Source organism: Serratia proteamaculans, assembly GCF_008830365.1.
Lineage (GTDB): Bacteria > Pseudomonadota > Gammaproteobacteria > Enterobacterales > Enterobacteriaceae > Serratia > Serratia proteamaculans.
In genome coordinates, this window is sequence record NZ_WBKI01000002.1 from 1 (window position 1) to 14,442 (window position 14,442).

22 protein-coding genes are annotated in these 14,442 nt (G+C 55.5%); all 22 read right to left on the reverse strand.

The genetic code is table 11. The annotated features are described in order from the left end of the window. The coding region (locus tag F8R23_RS08955) for a GpE family phage tail protein (protein WP_151415504.1) at positions 1–109 on the reverse strand (109 nt) is incomplete at its 3' end. Positions 110–141: 32 nt separating this feature from the next. After that, on the reverse strand, positions 142–444 hold the full coding sequence (locus F8R23_RS08960) for a phage tail assembly protein (RefSeq protein ID WP_151415505.1): 303 nt from the start codon (positions 442–444) through the stop codon (positions 142–144). A 57-nt stretch (positions 445–501) separates the two neighbouring features. Then, positions 502–1,023: a phage major tail tube protein gene (locus F8R23_RS08965; protein WP_151415506.1), complete on the reverse strand. Its 522-nt coding sequence runs from the start codon at positions 1,021–1,023 to the stop codon at positions 502–504. Between the two features lie 16 nt (positions 1,024–1,039). Further along, positions 1,040–2,209 (reverse strand): phage tail sheath protein, encoded by a 1,170-nt coding sequence (locus tag F8R23_RS08970; RefSeq protein ID WP_151415507.1) that lies wholly within the window; start codon positions 2,207–2,209, stop codon positions 1,040–1,042. Between the two features lie 274 nt (positions 2,210–2,483). Beyond that, the gene (locus F8R23_RS08975; protein ID WP_151415508.1) at positions 2,484–3,647 is read right to left on the reverse strand and encodes a phage tail protein; all 1,164 of its coding nucleotides are present in this window, start codon (positions 3,645–3,647) and stop codon (positions 2,484–2,486) included. Positions 3,648–3,658: 11 nt separating this feature from the next. Next, a complete protein-coding gene (locus F8R23_RS08980) occupies positions 3,659–4,369 on the reverse strand; it encodes a LamG-like jellyroll fold domain-containing protein (RefSeq protein WP_151415509.1) in 711 nt (236 codons plus the stop codon). Further along, a complete protein-coding gene (locus F8R23_RS08985; protein WP_151415510.1) occupies positions 4,366–6,174 on the reverse strand; it encodes an SGNH/GDSL hydrolase family protein in 1,809 nt (602 codons plus the stop codon). The genes F8R23_RS08980 and F8R23_RS08985 overlap by 4 nt, the downstream gene beginning before the upstream one ends. Then, positions 6,167–6,775 (reverse strand): phage tail protein I, encoded by a 609-nt coding sequence (locus F8R23_RS08990; protein WP_151415511.1) that lies wholly within the window; start codon positions 6,773–6,775, stop codon positions 6,167–6,169. The genes F8R23_RS08985 and F8R23_RS08990 overlap by 8 nt, the downstream gene beginning before the upstream one ends. After that, positions 6,768–7,676 (reverse strand): baseplate assembly protein, encoded by a 909-nt coding sequence (locus F8R23_RS08995; RefSeq protein ID WP_151415512.1) that lies wholly within the window; start codon positions 7,674–7,676, stop codon positions 6,768–6,770. Before F8R23_RS08995 ends, F8R23_RS08990 begins: the two co-directional genes overlap by 8 nt. 4 nt (positions 7,677–7,680) lie before the next feature. Next, on the reverse strand, positions 7,681–8,031 hold the full coding sequence (locus F8R23_RS09000) for a GPW/gp25 family protein (protein ID WP_151415513.1): 351 nt from the start codon (positions 8,029–8,031) through the stop codon (positions 7,681–7,683). Continuing rightward, positions 8,028–8,669: a phage baseplate assembly protein V gene (locus F8R23_RS09005; RefSeq protein WP_151415514.1), complete on the reverse strand. Its 642-nt coding sequence runs from the start codon at positions 8,667–8,669 to the stop codon at positions 8,028–8,030. The genes F8R23_RS09000 and F8R23_RS09005 overlap by 4 nt, the downstream gene beginning before the upstream one ends. 74 nt (positions 8,670–8,743) lie before the next feature. After that, entirely contained in the window at positions 8,744–9,475 is a 732-nt protein-coding gene (locus tag F8R23_RS09010) for a hypothetical protein (RefSeq protein ID WP_151415515.1), read from the reverse strand. Between the two features lie 42 nt (positions 9,476–9,517). Continuing rightward, entirely contained in the window at positions 9,518–9,970 is a 453-nt protein-coding gene (locus F8R23_RS09015; RefSeq protein ID WP_151415516.1) for a phage virion morphogenesis protein, read from the reverse strand. Further along, positions 9,963–10,430 carry a phage tail protein gene (locus F8R23_RS09020; RefSeq protein WP_151415517.1) on the reverse strand — a complete coding sequence of 156 codons (468 nt, stop codon included), beginning with the start codon at positions 10,428–10,430 and terminating at the stop codon, positions 9,963–9,965. Before F8R23_RS09020 ends, F8R23_RS09015 begins: the two co-directional genes overlap by 8 nt. After that, positions 10,393–10,638: an Rz1-like lysis system protein LysC gene (gene lysC, locus F8R23_RS24265; protein WP_244953384.1), complete on the reverse strand. Its 246-nt coding sequence runs from the start codon at positions 10,636–10,638 to the stop codon at positions 10,393–10,395. Before lysC ends, F8R23_RS09020 begins: the two co-directional genes overlap by 38 nt. Then, complete coding sequence (lysB, locus tag F8R23_RS09025) at positions 10,520–10,957, reverse strand: Rz-like lysis system protein LysB (RefSeq protein ID WP_151415518.1); 438 nt, start codon at positions 10,955–10,957, stop codon at positions 10,520–10,522. Before lysB ends, lysC begins: the two co-directional genes overlap by 119 nt. Beyond that, complete coding sequence (locus F8R23_RS09030) at positions 10,954–11,463, reverse strand: lysozyme (RefSeq protein ID WP_151415519.1); 510 nt, start codon at positions 11,461–11,463, stop codon at positions 10,954–10,956. The genes lysB and F8R23_RS09030 overlap by 4 nt, the downstream gene beginning before the upstream one ends. Continuing rightward, a complete protein-coding gene (locus F8R23_RS09035) occupies positions 11,447–11,656 on the reverse strand; it encodes an HP1 family phage holin (protein WP_151415520.1) in 210 nt (69 codons plus the stop codon). The genes F8R23_RS09030 and F8R23_RS09035 overlap by 17 nt, the downstream gene beginning before the upstream one ends. A 2-nt stretch (positions 11,657–11,658) precedes the next feature. Next, the gene (locus F8R23_RS09040) at positions 11,659–11,862 is read right to left on the reverse strand and encodes a tail protein X (protein WP_151415521.1); all 204 of its coding nucleotides are present in this window, start codon (positions 11,860–11,862) and stop codon (positions 11,659–11,661) included. Further along, on the reverse strand, positions 11,862–12,368 hold the full coding sequence (locus tag F8R23_RS09045; protein ID WP_151415522.1) for a head completion/stabilization protein: 507 nt from the start codon (positions 12,366–12,368) through the stop codon (positions 11,862–11,864). Before F8R23_RS09045 ends, F8R23_RS09040 begins: the two co-directional genes overlap by 1 nt. Before the next feature lie 93 nt (positions 12,369–12,461). Continuing rightward, a complete protein-coding gene (gene gpM / locus F8R23_RS09050; RefSeq protein WP_151415523.1) occupies positions 12,462–13,211 on the reverse strand; it encodes a phage terminase small subunit in 750 nt (249 codons plus the stop codon). A gap of 3 nt (positions 13,212–13,214) precedes the next feature. After that, on the reverse strand, positions 13,215–14,408 hold the full coding sequence (locus tag F8R23_RS09055) for a phage major capsid protein, P2 family (protein WP_151415524.1): 1,194 nt from the start codon (positions 14,406–14,408) through the stop codon (positions 13,215–13,217). Positions 14,409–14,442: the final 34 nt, after the last annotated feature.

Genomic DNA, 14,442 nt, shown 5'->3' on the forward strand with positions numbered 1-14,442 from the left:
TTTGTCCGCTTCGTTGGAGCGCTTTATCGCGCCAGTTGAGGAGTTCTTGCGGTGTCATCGGGTAAAGCTCTGACGGCGGCCAGTGGAAAATCGTCGCGATATCCGCCATCAGGTCATCAACCGACAAGCCTGCCGGGAAATCTAGAGTGCCGAACTCGGTGCCAAAAAACCGATTACCTTCCCGGCCAGCGCCACAAGGTCAGGCAACTCCAGCGCAGTGACTTCGCTCTCGGTCAATGCCGGGTACGTCATGCGCGGCAGTACCTTAATCAGCGCATCAACTTCGGAGTTTGCCAGCGAGGCCAACCCGACACCGCGCAATGTACCGGTGTTGGGTTTAATCAGCGTGACGGTGGTGATGGTGGTATCGCCGCGTTTTACCGGGGTATCCAGTTTCACGACGTTCGGGTTTTCAGTAGCGGTGACGGTAGTTTCGTTTTTCATGATGTTCTCTCAATTCAGTGTGGGGAATGGCGGCCAGCGTCGCTGACCGCCCGGTGATTACAACAGCCCGATGTTGCGGCGGTGCTGTTCCAGCATGTCGACACCGTTCACACGCTCAATCATGTTGACGGTGTCGACCTCGATGCGCTCTTTGCCGTCAACGGTCAGTTTGAAATAGGTGCATTGGGTCGAGATTTTGGTCTCGGTGTCTTCGCCCTGTTTCTGGTCGCCAAAATCAAACTCTTTGTGGCGGCCACGCATCACGATTTCCACGGCCACCATGTCGCCAGTGTCATCGCGCTGGTAGGAGCCACAGAATCGCAGCGGTACCGATGCCGCACTGGCGGCGGCGTACTGCTCCCAAAGTTGGTCATCCGGGAAGCCGCCGATTGTCCATTCGACGCTCAACGCGTCATCGTCCAGCCCCATATCCACCGGGGCCGAACCGTTCATGCCGCCGCCGCGGTAGTTCTCTAGCTTGCGGGTCAGTTTCGGCAGGGTCACAGAGCTGACCACGCCCATATAGCTCAGGCCGTCGTTAAACAGGTTGAGGTACTTCAGTTTGCGCGGTAGTGCCATGGTTTAACGCGTCCTCTTAGCTGTTGACGCCTGCGGCCAGATTCACCAGATACTTATCGGTGATGCGCTGGCGTAGGGTCAGGTCTTCCAGTGGGGGAACCGGGGTATAGTCGTAATCGATATACAGTTTTCCGGCCTTGAGGGTCTCTTTATCGTTGGCCGATTCGTCGTACCAGCAATCGGCGTCGATGATGTAGCCGTTGGATTTCAGCTCACGGAATTTGGCTTTAATGCCATCGACAATGTCGCGAATGAGCGATGCAGTGACCGGCTTATCCACCGCCCACATGTGGGCCTCGGCCATGGTGTCAGCCAACACCTGCGCGGTGCGGGTGTAGTTCTCAAACAAAAACAACGGGTCATCAGAACAGGAACGGTTACCCCAGAAGCGGAAACCGTCTTTACGCACCAGCGTCGTGACCCCGGCCTCATTGAGCAAGTCGGCATCGGTGCCGGGTGCTTGCAAGTCCCAGAACACGCTGGCGGAAATACCGGTCACGCCGTTGACGCCAACGTTAGACAGGGTTTTATGCCAGCCGGTTTCCGTGTCGATTTTGGCACGCAGGCCCAGCGCACGAGCGGTGGCATAAGCCGTGGCGCTCACGTTGCCAGTGGTATCCCATGCAAGGAAATCCGGCCAGATGAGCATCAGCTCGCGCTGGCTGAAATTGTCACGGTAGGTAATGGCCTCGGAAATGGTTTTGCAGCCATACGCGCTGATATAACCAAAGGCGCGCAACTGCTGACAGATACCGGCCAGCGCCGTCGCCACCTCCAGCGTATCCAGTCCCGGCACGCCCAGAATGCGCGGTTTTACACCGGTGACGGCCTGCGCAGTAAGCAGGGCTTTCATGCCGGTATAGCGGCCGTTTTCATCCGCGCCACCGATGATATTGGACGTTGTTGCCGCTGCGTCTTTGCCCTCTTCAACGCGCACAACCACCGTTACCGGCTTGCACTGGTCGCCGATGGCGGCCAAGGCATTCGCCAGCGTGCCGGATTTCCCCGCCTTACCGGCGGCGGCAATCACATCGGTAATCAATACCGGGGTGTTGAGCGGGAAAACCTTCGGGTCGGCATCTTTGCCGGTGCAGACCATGCCGACGATGGCCGTCGATACGGTGGAAATGACGCGCGTACCGTCATTGATTTCAAGGACGCGCACGCCGTGGTGATAATCACCCATATTGTGACTCCGGTTGTTGGTGGTGTGCCTAGCTTGCCGCCGGGCTTGCGCAGGCGCACGCAATGGCCGGTGGATGACCGACCAGACAACGGAGTAAAAAGACAGGAGGAAGGGGAAACACATTGCGATCGATTTGGCCGATCAATATCAATGTATTGATCTGTGCAATCGATTGGACGGAATTTAGCCGGAACGGTTAGGGTGGCGTTATCTATCCGGCAACATCAGGGAAATGCCGTAGGTAGACAACGGCCCGCACATGCGGGCCATTTTTTTATGCTATGCGGTGCCAGCACATTTGCAGTACGTGGCTTTCGACAATGCTGACAGCCTGACCGCTACCCAGCGCATCCGTTTCCCCCGCAACATTATGGCCATGCGGCCCGAGTTCGAGTTCGTGGTCATGTTCGCCAGCTTCATCCGTATCACCTTCGGCATACGGGTCAAAGAATACGCGGTTATTCCCGCCCAGCTCATAATTGCTATTACGTTGTGGCGTGCCATGGTGAACGTGCTTCCCTGACATCTTGGTTCTCTTGGTACCAAGGTCGGTATCGTGGGCCGTACCATTCACGCTAATCTTTTCGGCGGGCAAATTTTCCCGGCTGATTGTCACGGTATCACTGCCGCCGGTTTGCCCCACATTGGAGCCGTCCCGCTTGGCAATGCGGACTGTTCTACCCTCCCCGGTATATTCCCACTTTGACCACGGCCAGCGGGCGTTAGGGTCGACGTTGGCAAAAAAGAAATGACTGATGCCAACGGGATTAGACAGCTCCCAACTCTCGCGCACAGCGGCAGCAATGGCCTTTTTAATCGCTGCTGGGGTGGCAGCCAGCGCCTCGCTATCGCTGTCCGTTTCGCTGCTGAGCTGCGCAAAACCTTTTTCGGTGAGCGTCGCGTCTGGATGACTGCGGGATTGCTCATGCGCCGAAAGCTGATTATCGGTGTAATCCTTAACCACCGCCTCCAGCTTATGGACGTCCTCCACCGTAGGAATCATGACCGACGGGTCGGTGATGAGTACCACGTCCGCAGTGCTGCTGACCTTCAATTGCACCCTGATGACCTGAAAACGGCCGGAGCCTTCAACAAGCAGCGGTTTATACGTCTCCGGCATATTGCCGACAGCGATACACACCCCGTCATCAGCATAGAGCGCCAGCTCTCGCAGCCAAAACCCGCCAATTTGTGGCGGCATAATCATTTCCGCCTCAATGACACTCGCATCCGCGTCCGCAATGACCAGCTTATTCAGCTCAGCGCGATATTGCTCACCCACAAGACCCACGCGGGTTAGGTCTGGCCGTGACAGTAGCCCGCCGCCGTCACCGACAGCCATTGCGGCAATGGCAACCGGCGTCCCGGTGACTGCCGCATTCGCCAGCCGCTCCGCCCCGGCCTGCGTGATTAGGGTCAGGAATTTTTTCTCAGTCATATCCCCCCCTGTCAGTTAACGAAATGCCCGCGCGTGCGCATGATTTCTTTTAATTTTGTACGGGCTTGCTCCTGCTCATCGCCGGTCAATACCCGGTCATAAAACGCGATGACACCCATCACTCCGGACAGCCCTTTGTTTTGCTCTTTGCTCGGTGCGCCATTCAGAAAGATGGATTCTGGAGATTTCGCACGTTTTTTCACTTTTGCCGCATAACGTGTACCCGCCGCGCGTGTGATAGTCACCTCGCTGTTAGAGACTGTCGCAGTGAAACGCGTCCAGCCACCCACCGCGCCGCCCGCCGCCACCGAATACAATGCATCAAATTCAGCTCCGCCGACCTCGCCGCTCGCCACCTGAAAAATCAATGCCCCATTCGGTTCAATGCGTAACTGAATACCCGAAAACGGCGCAACGCCCGGAACAAAGCTGGAGAAAATACGGCCGCTGGTTTTGATGTTATCCACGTTAATGCAAATCGCGAACGTCATCTCGTCCGTTTCGATAATTCCGGTATCAGCACCGTGTTCGGCATCATCAACGAGTAACATTCCGGCTTCGGTAAAATCATTGCCGGTAATAAGGTCGCGGCCATTTCCGCTGGAATCATATTTATCTTGCAGGCCATAGGTTGCCAGACTTGAATCAAGATTCAGCAACATTTCCGGGTCTGCCAACTCTAAATCTGTTGAGTGCACCACACCGTCACAAACAATTTTCATTTCGCATTCTCCAGATTAATAACGCCCGCCTGACAAATATAAATATCTGCCGCGTTATTTGCCGCGACGACAATTTTTATCTCTTCAACATCAGCCGGAACAATAAATTCATAGCTGTAAGTTAAATACCCTTCTACCGGATGACTCCACGCCCTCAGACCCGCAAGATTCACCATATCGGCATCATTCGTTTCGCAGTAACAGGCCACCGTTGATTTATCATCAGTATCAACTTTCACTTTAAAACAGAATTCCCGGCGCTCCCCCGGTTTCACCTTCACAACCTGCGACACTTTGGCGTAAGTGCCGGAGCTGGCTTTTACGGCAAGCGCATTACCAACAATGTCCGGGGCGCTAGTCACACTCACGTCGCCGGATTCAATCGCCCAGTCAGCCGGCCGCCCGGCGGCATCAACGTTAAGAAACAGCGGATTGCGCAGGCCGTTCGGGCTGCGTTCCGGTGTGGTGTTGGCGATGGCCAGTGGTGGATAGGTTGGCATGGTATAGGGTGCCAGCGTCTCAGCCAGTGCCGTCCCCATATGGAATGCGCCAAGGGGTGCCGGGTGCGAGGGGTCTGGCCCACCGTTGAGAATGCCGTTATACCCTGGCTTCCATGCGTCTGTCGCCGGGTCAACGGTTGCCGCGCGCATGTCCACAAACGGATAGCCCTGATCCAATGCGTAAGCACGCAGGAACGCATTGACGGCATTTTCGCGCCCTTTCAGCACGTCACTCGCATTAATCTGCGCGGCCATTGAGCAAATCACCGGGATGATACCGGCCTTCCTCAGTGCAGTACAGATTGTGCGGACATTTGCCTTTGTGGTTTCCAGTGAAATTTCCAGCCTGATGACGTCATTACGCCCAATAAGCAGGCCGCAAAATCTCGGCTTGGCCTCGATGGCTGATTGCAGGTGATGCTTAATGACGTCACCCGAGGTATAACCGCCGGTCGCCCACTGCCCGACGTATTTCAAACGCCCGCCGGTTTTCATAACGGCCCACGTTTGCCATGACTTCGCGTTATACGTCCAGCCACGAGGACGGCTTGCAATCTCTTTCGGGTTTCGGCCGTTATCCGACAGTGAGTCGCCCAAAAAGCCCAGCGTGTTTTCCAGCAGCCCCAAATGATTCTCGACGGGAATACCGCGATGCTCCAGCGTCCCACGACCATCGTCACGCACCGATAAGAGACGATACCCACCGACGACCAAGTCAAACAGATAGCCCGGACGCACACGCCGCACCGACGTCTGACCAACAATCAACCCTTTCAACACGCTCAGGTAATCCGCGAACGAGTTACCGGGCAGCGATTTATCCCCGTTCCCTTTAATGGCAAACAGGCGATACCCCTGACGACTGACAATATCGAAAGGGTATTTAGAGCGTGGCAGCGTCAACAGGCCGCGCGTGCGCTTGTCCGTTCCGGCGGCCAGCAACTCCACCGCCTCGACAAATGCACTGGTCACAATTTTTTTTCCGGTTTTAACCGCGATGCCGTTAACGTTTTCGTACTGCTCAACCCAATAATTAGTAATCTGAGACGTTACGGTAAAAAACTGCCGCTTTTCCATACCGTCATTAATGGCCTGTTGCGCCTCCGATTCATTGTCATAAATCTTCGCATCACTCATGACGGAGGTATTCAGTTTATCAACATCATTTTTTAATAACGCGGTACGGTTTGCCAATTGGCGCGCCTGAATATTTGCAACACCATCCCGGCCGCCTGAGACGTCATCACCGCGCTGGATTTGATAAATGGTTTTTTCCCACTTTGCTTGTTCTGATAGCTCAGACATATTTTTCCCCGGAGTAATGATAATTGCCGTTAAATCTCGGTATACCGTTGTATTTCACTTTTTCCGAAGGTGAATAATCAGCCGGGTATACGGTAACGATATCGCCGTCATGAATAGCGACGGCGGAATAAATAGCCCCGGATGTTTGGGTGCTGATACTTAACTGCGCAATATGACGACTTGCTGATTTTGCCTCACCGATTAATCGCTCAAGTTCATTAACGATTTCCTCCGTAATACCGACGTCATTCACATCGATAGTCAGGCGAAACATCCCGGCGGGGTCTGCCACCTCCCACCACTCCGCGATGCTCATGCTGTAGCCCATGTTTTCAATCACGCGGCGAATAGCGGAAACGGTGCCTTTGCGGCGGTGGATGTAAAACGCATCGCTGACAGCCTTGCGCTTTTCCGCCTCCGGCCAGTCCTCATCCCAGCGGTCAACGCTGAACGCCCACGCCAGATACGGCAGGAATTTGACCGGGCATCGCGCCGGGTTCCACAGGTCGCGAAGCGGCACATTTAAATCCATACCCACCGCACAAGCCTCAGCCGCACGGCGCTCCAGCGCAGATGACCCCGGCGGCAGCAGGCTACTCATCAGAGCCGCCGATAATGATTTGATAGTCGGTACAGTTGGCCGCCTGCGTCTTGTCCAACACCACATCAGATTGCGGAGCCGCCAGTTCGACACGCTGCACCCCGCTCACATGCAGCGCGGCATAAATGGCCGAGCGGCGAATATCGCGGCCGAGACGTCGCTGCGCGTTGATGTAGGCTTTTAGACGCTGCTCAGCGGCGGCTTTGATAGGTTCGACGGCCGGGTCAGGCAAGACAAAGAGCGTGGCGTTAATCTGGTAATCAACAATCTTAGCCGACGCGACAGTCACCCGGTCAGCCACCGGGCGCACACTCTCGTCATTCAGCGCCTTGGCAACTATCGCGAGCAACTCATCGGGTGCGGTGCCGTCCCCGTCGCGCGCCAGCACGCTGACCGAGACCATAGCCGGGGCCGGACTGAATACCGAGGCATCGGCGACACGGCCGTCGGCGCTCAGGGCGTGAAACTCATACGCTCCCACCGGCCCCGCGACTGACATTCCCTCAAAGGCCGACGGGATGCGAGGGCGGAAATCCTCGTCTGACTCCATGACGGCGGCAATGGGCGGGATAGCAGAATCATCCGCCGGGGCAATAGTCAGTCGCGGGGTGTTATTGTTCGCGCCGAGCTGGTCGAGGTCTGCACCGCCTGCATAGGCCACCATGACCGCCTGTGCGGCCTCATTGACGCGCTGGCGCAAGATAACCTCACGATAGGCGTTCTCCTGCAGGAGCTTGACGATAGGCTCAGACTCTAGCGCCAAGGTGCGGGCAATGGCCTCCTGCTGGTCTGCCGGATACAAAGAAATCAGCGTTGCTTTGCGCTCAGCAAGCAGGGTTTCATAGTCCAGCGGTTCAACGACATTCGGCGCGGGTAGCTGGCTTAAATCGATAGTTGCCATGATGTCAGCTCAGTGGAACGGTTAACGAAAATGTGCCGCCGGTGGTGTCTTGGCGCACGCCGGTAATATCAACAAACATCTGACCGTTGAAGGTTTTCTCGAAGGTGATAGACGTCAACCTGACACGCGGCTCCCATTTGAGGATTGCCATGTAGCAGGCGGCCATCACCTGCCCGTTCACCGCCGGGCTTTGCGGCTGGTCAATCAGGGCCGACAGCAACGAGCCATACTCCCGGCGCATCAACCGCGAGCCGACAGGCGTGATGAGGATATCGCGCACGCTCTGGCTGATATGTTCGCTGTCCGTCAGGGTCTGGCCCGTTTCCCGGCTCATGCCGGTATAGCGCACGGTCATTTAGTTCCCTCCGTCCAGTCATTGCCGCGCTGCACACCACCGTGACCGTGTTTATCTACCTGCACGCCGTTGGATTTAAAGATGCCGTCGGCATGTTCGATATCCCCCGACATTTTCCCGCCTTTTTTCACCTCCAGCGTGCCGGTGGTCAGCTTGTTAGTGCAGACCACCTCCGGCGTGTCGAGGGTGATGCTTTCTGCGGCGTTTATCATCACCACTTTGGTATTGGCGGTTATCGACTCGGACGCTTGCACGTCAGCAGTTTTAATACCGGTAACGGCCAGCGCGCCGGTTCGTGGCTCGTACTCAATGACCGCGCCATCGGGAAAGCTAACGTGATAGGCTTCGGCAGACGCCGACGGGGCCGGAAAGTCGTCGGAAAAAATACCCGGCAGCACAAAAGCGGTGTCGAGTTCGCCGCCCAACGCCAATAGCAATACCTGCTCGCCAATGGACGGCGCCCACCATGCGCGTGCGCCTCCGGCACGACAGGTCAGCCACTGCAACCAATCCGACGTATTACCGCCAAGTTGAACGCGACAACGCGCCTGCACGGCGTCAACGTCAACGATGACACCGATGCGGATGAGGTTGCGCACTACGCGCGCCAGTTCTGAAATTGTTTCGAGTGTGTTCATGAGGGAAAGGATGCCGCTGAAGGGATCCAGCGGCAATTTACGGGCGTAGGATAGCCCGTCAGACAACACTACTTTTATTTATCTTTTCTTCGATACTCTCTCACGTCGTGGAGAAACCCTCCGAGCTGTCTATAGGTGCTAATTCTCATATGTTCTATCTCATCATCGGTAAATGTTAGGTTATCCAATGGGTCAACATAGCCTTTCTCCCAATCAAGAAATTTATAAATAACAACTAATGATGGTTCACTTAACGGGGATCTATCACGCGAACTCCACCCACCCATTTTCTCAGCAGACTCGGCATAATATTCAGCAGGAAAATCTTTAACTAACCCTCTAAACTTCACACGCCAGTACTGTCTTTCCTCACGATACATATCTTTATGTGAGGTCATCATTATTTTCGCCGCCAGCCTCTCCGAAACCTTTAAAAATCTCGCTGCTGTTAGCCAAATGTATCTATCATTAGGCGGCCAAACATCACCCTCTTTTGGTTGTAATATTTCGAAAGCTTTCTCCAAATGTTCTTTGGCATCTTTATAATAGTCTTCGGAGACATGCCGCCTGATATTATAAACTAGTGTAAGCAGTGTCACGCTAACAGCCAGCAAGATAAAATATTTGGCATACTCCCCAGTGCCATCAGAAACAAAAAGGAAGGTAAAGACGAGAGAGAAAAAAACAAGAGCAATTATAATGCCATAAAAAAACAAATTTATAGCTGTGAATGGCTTAGCACTATTGAGACCATATAAAAGCAAGTTCCTTATTTTCACACGCAATTTCTTAAAATCAAATTTCATAGCAACCCCAGACGGTTTTATTTTCAAATATTATCGCCAGTTTCAGTCAATTATCAAACGATGAATAATCATATCTTCCACAATCTGCCGGTCAGCTTCACTGAAACCCAATAACGGCCGCGCGTCATATTGCACATCCCGGCTATGGCGGTTCGGGCGGTCACGCAGCCCCTCCTGATGCACGCGCGCGATACGCTGCACGCGCCCGGCAAACTCGACCAACGCCTCATCAGCCGTGCCTTTGGCTTTCATGTAGCGATTGGTGCGCAGCTTGGCGAACATCTGGCGCTTAACCCGCCCTTTTTTACTGCGGATCGGCTGGCGTTTGCGGTCGGCATAGGGCGTGCCGTCCGGTGCCTGCTGCCGCTTAATCCTGCCCTGTTGACTGGCGCGCAGACGTTTCGCAATATCGGCGGCCATCTGGCGACGGCTGGAGGCGGACAGCCCCGCAATCAGCCCGGCAAGCTTGTCATCAAAGGGCTTTAACTCATTCATCCCATGCACTCACCAGCTCGCCATTAGCATAAAGATGCGTCGGGCTTTCCACCGGCATCGGCAAAGTGGGTTCCGGCGCGTGCGAGACATGCAGCTCCCGCTCAACCTCTTTCACAATGGTGCGCTCGGTCAGTTGCAGGCTGATACTGAGGTCATAACTGTCATCGTTGTTAATATCAGCAATGTAGGTGAAACCCTTTTTCTTGCCCTCGTCCGTGGTCATGATATCGGGCTGGTTTTCCCGCAACCATGCACCAATTGGCACCAGCAGCAAATCAATATCATCCGGGTAGTCGGTGACTGTCACGTTGAGGGTGTAGCGATTTTCAAAGGACAGGGACGCGGCCAGCGTTGCGCCGATGACACCGCTATCGATAAAAATACGCAGCATATCCGGGTTCGCCTTGAGTTTCGGCACTGCATCATAGAGCGCCTTGCGCAGACTTTTCGGCTTTAACATCGTGTTCCTCCTGACATTTTTTCACAGATTCAACCTGTAGCGCGCAGCTCACCAGCTCACGCTCAAGATTGAAAATATCCGCGCTTAAATCACCGTTGGTTTTCGGGCTGCTGCCGGGCAGCGGGCAACTGCTGACCCTCGGACAACCAGCGTAAATAATCGTCGGGGGTGGCAAAGTCGGGGCGGGTGTGCAGCCCGATAACGTCATCAGGCAAAGCAGACTGATACCAGCGGCGCAGAACTTCATTTTCATTGAGCAGCCTCGTAATGGTGTGGTTTCGACGGTTCGCCAACAGGTCAGCGGCGGCGATGCGCTGGCGCAACATAACCTGTGCTCGTTCATTACTCAGGGCATTTTCCTGTAAGGCAGCTATTGCTGTGCGGCTTTCGGTTAGCGCCGCCGCTATTTTGACGTTTTCCAGCTTGGTGGCATCCAGTCGATCGCCAAGGGTAATAACCTGCCATTTCATCAATGCAATGACCGCCAGCAACACCAGCGCCAGAAAAAGCTTGCTACTGCGACTCATAACGCCCCCGTCATACACAACGCCACTTCCCGACCCCGGCGATTCTCCAGTCCGGCAGACCTGACTCCGTTGACAAACACCCAGCGGGGAAGCTGATTGCATGCGGCTGGCCACTGCTTTTTATTGATGAAATTCGCCAACGTCGACGAGCACGCTGCGCCGGTGCCGACATTAAACGCAAAGCTGACCACGGCGTCATAGACCGGTTGCGGCATGGTCACCGGCATGCACTGCGCGAGGCGTTTCTCGACCTGCATGACGTCAGCCACCAGATTGACCGCCGCCTCCCGCTCGGTAATTTGTCGCCCTGGGTTAACCCCGGCCGTGTGACCGATGCCACTTGTCCAGACGCCCGCACTGCACTGATATGGACTCAGGCGGCACCCTTCCAGATTGGCAATTAGCTCAAGGCCTGCCATCGACGTATGCAGCCGGGTAAAGTCCGGCAACAAGGCCGCCAGTGCCAACACGACGGCAACGCTGCAACGTTTAACGATTGATTTCATCGAAAACCTCCCGGGGGATGCCGACATTTTTCAGCAGCAAATAGCTTTTGCGGCGGTAATACCAGTTAGTTAAAAAAGTGCCGACGCCGACCACCGCGCCAACAATCAACGCAATATCCTGCGCGGAATACTTCCCAGCCCACGCCAGCAGCACCGCAACGACGTAGGCAATAAACGAGGTGACTTTCTCCATGGTTAATCCCATAGCTGAACGGTTTCGGATGCCGAAGCAGTGTCAATCACTGGCAGCGTGACCACCGTGCCATGCGGCAAGATGACACCCAACTCAGCCAGCCCCGGATTAGCCAGCAACACCGCCTCGACCACGCCCTCGGTGCGGCCGTAGGCGCGATAACACAGCGCGTCGAGCGTGTCCCCTTGAAGCGCAATGACGTTCATCAGATTTGCCCGACAATACAGCGCGGCTTGCCCTGCAACCGGGCAATTGACCAGCGCATATCCCTCCAGTGCTCATCAATGGACACCTCGACGCTGTCGGCTTTTTTATCCCCCTTGGCGCTGGCATCCGCGCCCCGATAACGTTCGTACAGCGTTGCCGTGGTCATGGCGCAGACCGCGCTCAGGTAGTGAAAACACTTCTCGCTTTCGCCGTCGATTTCATCGGCAGGAACGGCGGCCAGCGTCTTGAACCCAGCGGCGATTTGCTGCTCGCGATAGAGATAAAGCTCCGCATTCGTCTCCGCGATACCGCTGCGAATGGCAAAGCGCAGGCGCTCAGGCGTGACCGTGTACTCCAGCCGCATCAATTCGCGGATGCGCTTCGGGTCAACGTCCGGGAAAAAGAACGTGTTTTTAATCACCAGCTCTGGCGCATCCGGCTGCGGGATAATGGCCGTCGGCTCGTCCTTCGGTTCGACCGGGTTACGCATAATCACTGTCGTCATGACAACCTCAAAATAGGTGGGCGGTGAACGATGGCGTTGATAAGTCAAAAGACACTCTCGGCCATCGTGCCGCCCGGCACGGGGTGCGTTCTGTTAACCGCCGGTTTTTTTAACCGGCTTACGTGGACGCCCGCGCTTGGCCGGAGTAGCGGCGGCCTTACGCGTGCGCGTGGTTGTTCTTTTTGCGACGGGCGCGGGCTTCGGCTTGAGGGCGCTCTCGCATTTTTGGATCTCTTTTTTCACCCCGGCATTGCTGTCGAGCTGCATTGCGCGGACGAGGTACTCCAGCGCCTGCGCTGGGTCACCGCCGTCACTCAACATAAGACCGGCCACCTTGTAGAGCTTGGCCTTGACCATGTCAGGCATATCCTCGGCGGCGGTCATTTCGATGGCGGTGCGCAGGTCATCGATGTTGGCCGGGCTTCCCGTCTTGCGGCTGCGTTCTGCCGACAGTGCCACCTCTTCGGCAAACAGATACGCGACCGGCCGTTTGTTGTTCGGCACCTTAAGACGGTATTTCAGGGCATAAGGCGCAATTTCCAGCGCGCCGGGAATGTCATCGGCGTCGAGTTTCCACTGCATGACCGTCATCAGAATGTCATCCTGCGCCCCCCGACCCTCGGCCAGCACACCCGCCACCCATGGCGCGTATAACGGCAACATGGCGCGCTTGTGGTCGGCCTTTCTCTCAACAGAATGGATAAGTTTCAGCTTGGTGCGGTCTGCGGCCAGCTTGACGAGCATTTGCTCGTAGGCGGTGGCATGGCGCAGCGGATTATCCACCCGCTGCGCGGCCTCCACGGCCGAGACCCGCATCATGTGACGCTGTGCGGGACTCGTCATGGTTTACTCGCCGCCTTCTGGTTGAGTTTCCGGGGTTGCTGTCGGTTGAGCCGCAGCGCCTTGAACTGCCAGCACGATAGCGTCAGCCAGCGCATTGATATCCGCGCCGGATGACTGCTGGATCACATTCGATGCCATAGCGGCCGATTTTTCAGTCGGTGCGGGCAGCAGTTCGATGTTTTCAATCAGGCAACCGGCCGCATAGTCCTCGACCACATAGTCAATTTTCATCGACTCGTAGTTCTCGACGCGGTCACGCTTGGCGTTCTCTTCGATGTGACGACGGTGACTGTCATCCATGATGTAAATCGACAGATTGGCGAGCGTGGTGATAAAGATGGCGTTAGCCGGGAAGAACGGCACGCGCACCGCTGGCAGGTTACCGATACGCTTCTGGCTGACAATCACGTCGGCGGCCAGTGCCTCGGTATTGGGTTGCTCTTGGTTGACCAGCGGGAAATATTTGTCGGCCAGCAGCTTACGGCCACAAATCACCACAAGGTCAGGCGACTCCTGATGCCATGGCGCAATCAGGTTGTTGGTCGCGTCCATCACCACGGCATCGAGATTGGCATAATCGCCGCCCTTGCCAATGCGAATGACCGTCGAGATTACCGCACCATCTTCGCCGGTGATGTTGCTCATCACACGCGATGCGGCCTCTTTACGGTATTTTTCCAGCCAACCCTCAGCCACATCTTGCAGCATCGGATTTTTGGCACGGTCGGAGGTTGCCGCACGACTGGTGCCATTGAACCCGGCCATGATGAAATCCAGCGCCTGACGCTTGGCGATGGCGTTGCGGATACGCAACTGGAAATCCTGATAGCGCGCCCATAAATCGAGCTGGTTATAGCGCAGATGGAAATCAAAGTTCACCTGCTGGCATTCGTACTTGTTGGACTCCAGCGAGGTGAAATCAGCGGTCTGACGCTCTTTACCGCCGTCGGTGTCGGTGGTGCTGGCAATTGAACCGTTGACGCCCACACCGACCTTCTCGCCCTTCAACTCAGCAACCGGGGTCATGTTGATGCGGGTCAGGAACTCGGAGGACTCCTGTACGATGTTCATCAGTGATTGCGTCACTGACGGCTCTACGCTGAATTTTTTGCCGACGTCGCCGACGTCCGTGATGCCGTTCAGCTTGGCAACCTGTTTCAGATAGGCGTTAAATTGAAAGCGGGTCTTTGTCTTCATTGCATTATCCTGATTCGATTAATTCGGGTTACTT

Bases quoted from the DNA above. Each gene is read 5' to 3' on its own strand.
- F8R23_RS09040 (WP_151415521.1), bottom strand. From the start codon at position 11,862: ATGAACGTCATTGCGCTTCAAGGGGACACGCTCGACGCGCTGTGTTAT.
- F8R23_RS08965 (WP_151415506.1), bottom strand. From the start codon at position 1,023: ATGGCACTACCGCGCAAACTGAAGTACCTCAACCTGTTTAACGACGGC.
- F8R23_RS08980 (WP_151415509.1), bottom strand. From the start codon at position 4,369: ATGAAAATTGTTTGTGACGGTGTGGTGCACTCAACAGATTTAGAGTTG.
- F8R23_RS09020 (WP_151415517.1), bottom strand. From the start codon at position 10,430: ATGTTAAAGCCGAAAAGTCTGCGCAAGGCGCTCTATGATGCAGTGCCG.
- F8R23_RS09055 (WP_151415524.1), bottom strand. From the start codon at position 14,408: ATGAAGACAAAGACCCGCTTTCAATTTAACGCCTATCTGAAACAGGTT.
- lysB (WP_151415518.1), bottom strand. From the start codon at position 10,957: ATGAGTCGCAGTAGCAAGCTTTTTCTGGCGCTGGTGTTGCTGGCGGTC.
- gpM (WP_151415523.1), bottom strand. From the start codon at position 13,211: ATGACGAGTCCCGCACAGCGTCACATGATGCGGGTCTCGGCCGTGGAG.
- F8R23_RS09035 (WP_151415520.1), bottom strand. From the start codon at position 11,656: ATGGAGAAAGTCACCTCGTTTATTGCCTACGTCGTTGCGGTGCTGCTG.
- F8R23_RS08960 (WP_151415505.1), bottom strand. From the start codon at position 444: ATGAAAAACGAAACTACCGTCACCGCTACTGAAAACCCGAACGTCGTG.
- lysC (WP_244953384.1), bottom strand. From the start codon at position 10,638: ATGACGTTATCGGGCTGCACACCCGCCCCGACTTTGCCACCCCCGACG.
- F8R23_RS09015 (WP_151415516.1), bottom strand. From the start codon at position 9,970: ATGAATGAGTTAAAGCCCTTTGATGACAAGCTTGCCGGGCTGATTGCG.
- F8R23_RS09005 (WP_151415514.1), bottom strand. From the start codon at position 8,669: ATGAACACACTCGAAACAATTTCAGAACTGGCGCGCGTAGTGCGCAAC.
- F8R23_RS09030 (WP_151415519.1), bottom strand. From the start codon at position 11,463: ATGAAATCAATCGTTAAACGTTGCAGCGTTGCCGTCGTGTTGGCACTG.
- F8R23_RS08970 (WP_151415507.1), bottom strand. From the start codon at position 2,209: ATGGGTGATTATCACCACGGCGTGCGCGTCCTTGAAATCAATGACGGT.
- F8R23_RS09010 (WP_151415515.1), bottom strand. From the start codon at position 9,475: ATGAAATTTGATTTTAAGAAATTGCGTGTGAAAATAAGGAACTTGCTT.
- F8R23_RS08995 (WP_151415512.1), bottom strand. From the start codon at position 7,676: ATGGCAACTATCGATTTAAGCCAGCTACCCGCGCCGAATGTCGTTGAA.
- F8R23_RS08985 (WP_151415510.1), bottom strand. From the start codon at position 6,174: ATGTCTGAGCTATCAGAACAAGCAAAGTGGGAAAAAACCATTTATCAA.
- F8R23_RS09045 (WP_151415522.1), bottom strand. From the start codon at position 12,368: ATGACGACAGTGATTATGCGTAACCCGGTCGAACCGAAGGACGAGCCG.
- F8R23_RS08975 (WP_151415508.1), bottom strand. From the start codon at position 3,647: ATGACTGAGAAAAAATTCCTGACCCTAATCACGCAGGCCGGGGCGGAG.
- F8R23_RS09000 (WP_151415513.1), bottom strand. From the start codon at position 8,031: ATGACCGTGCGCTATACCGGCATGAGCCGGGAAACGGGCCAGACCCTG.
- F8R23_RS08990 (WP_151415511.1), bottom strand. From the start codon at position 6,775: ATGAGTAGCCTGCTGCCGCCGGGGTCATCTGCGCTGGAGCGCCGTGCG.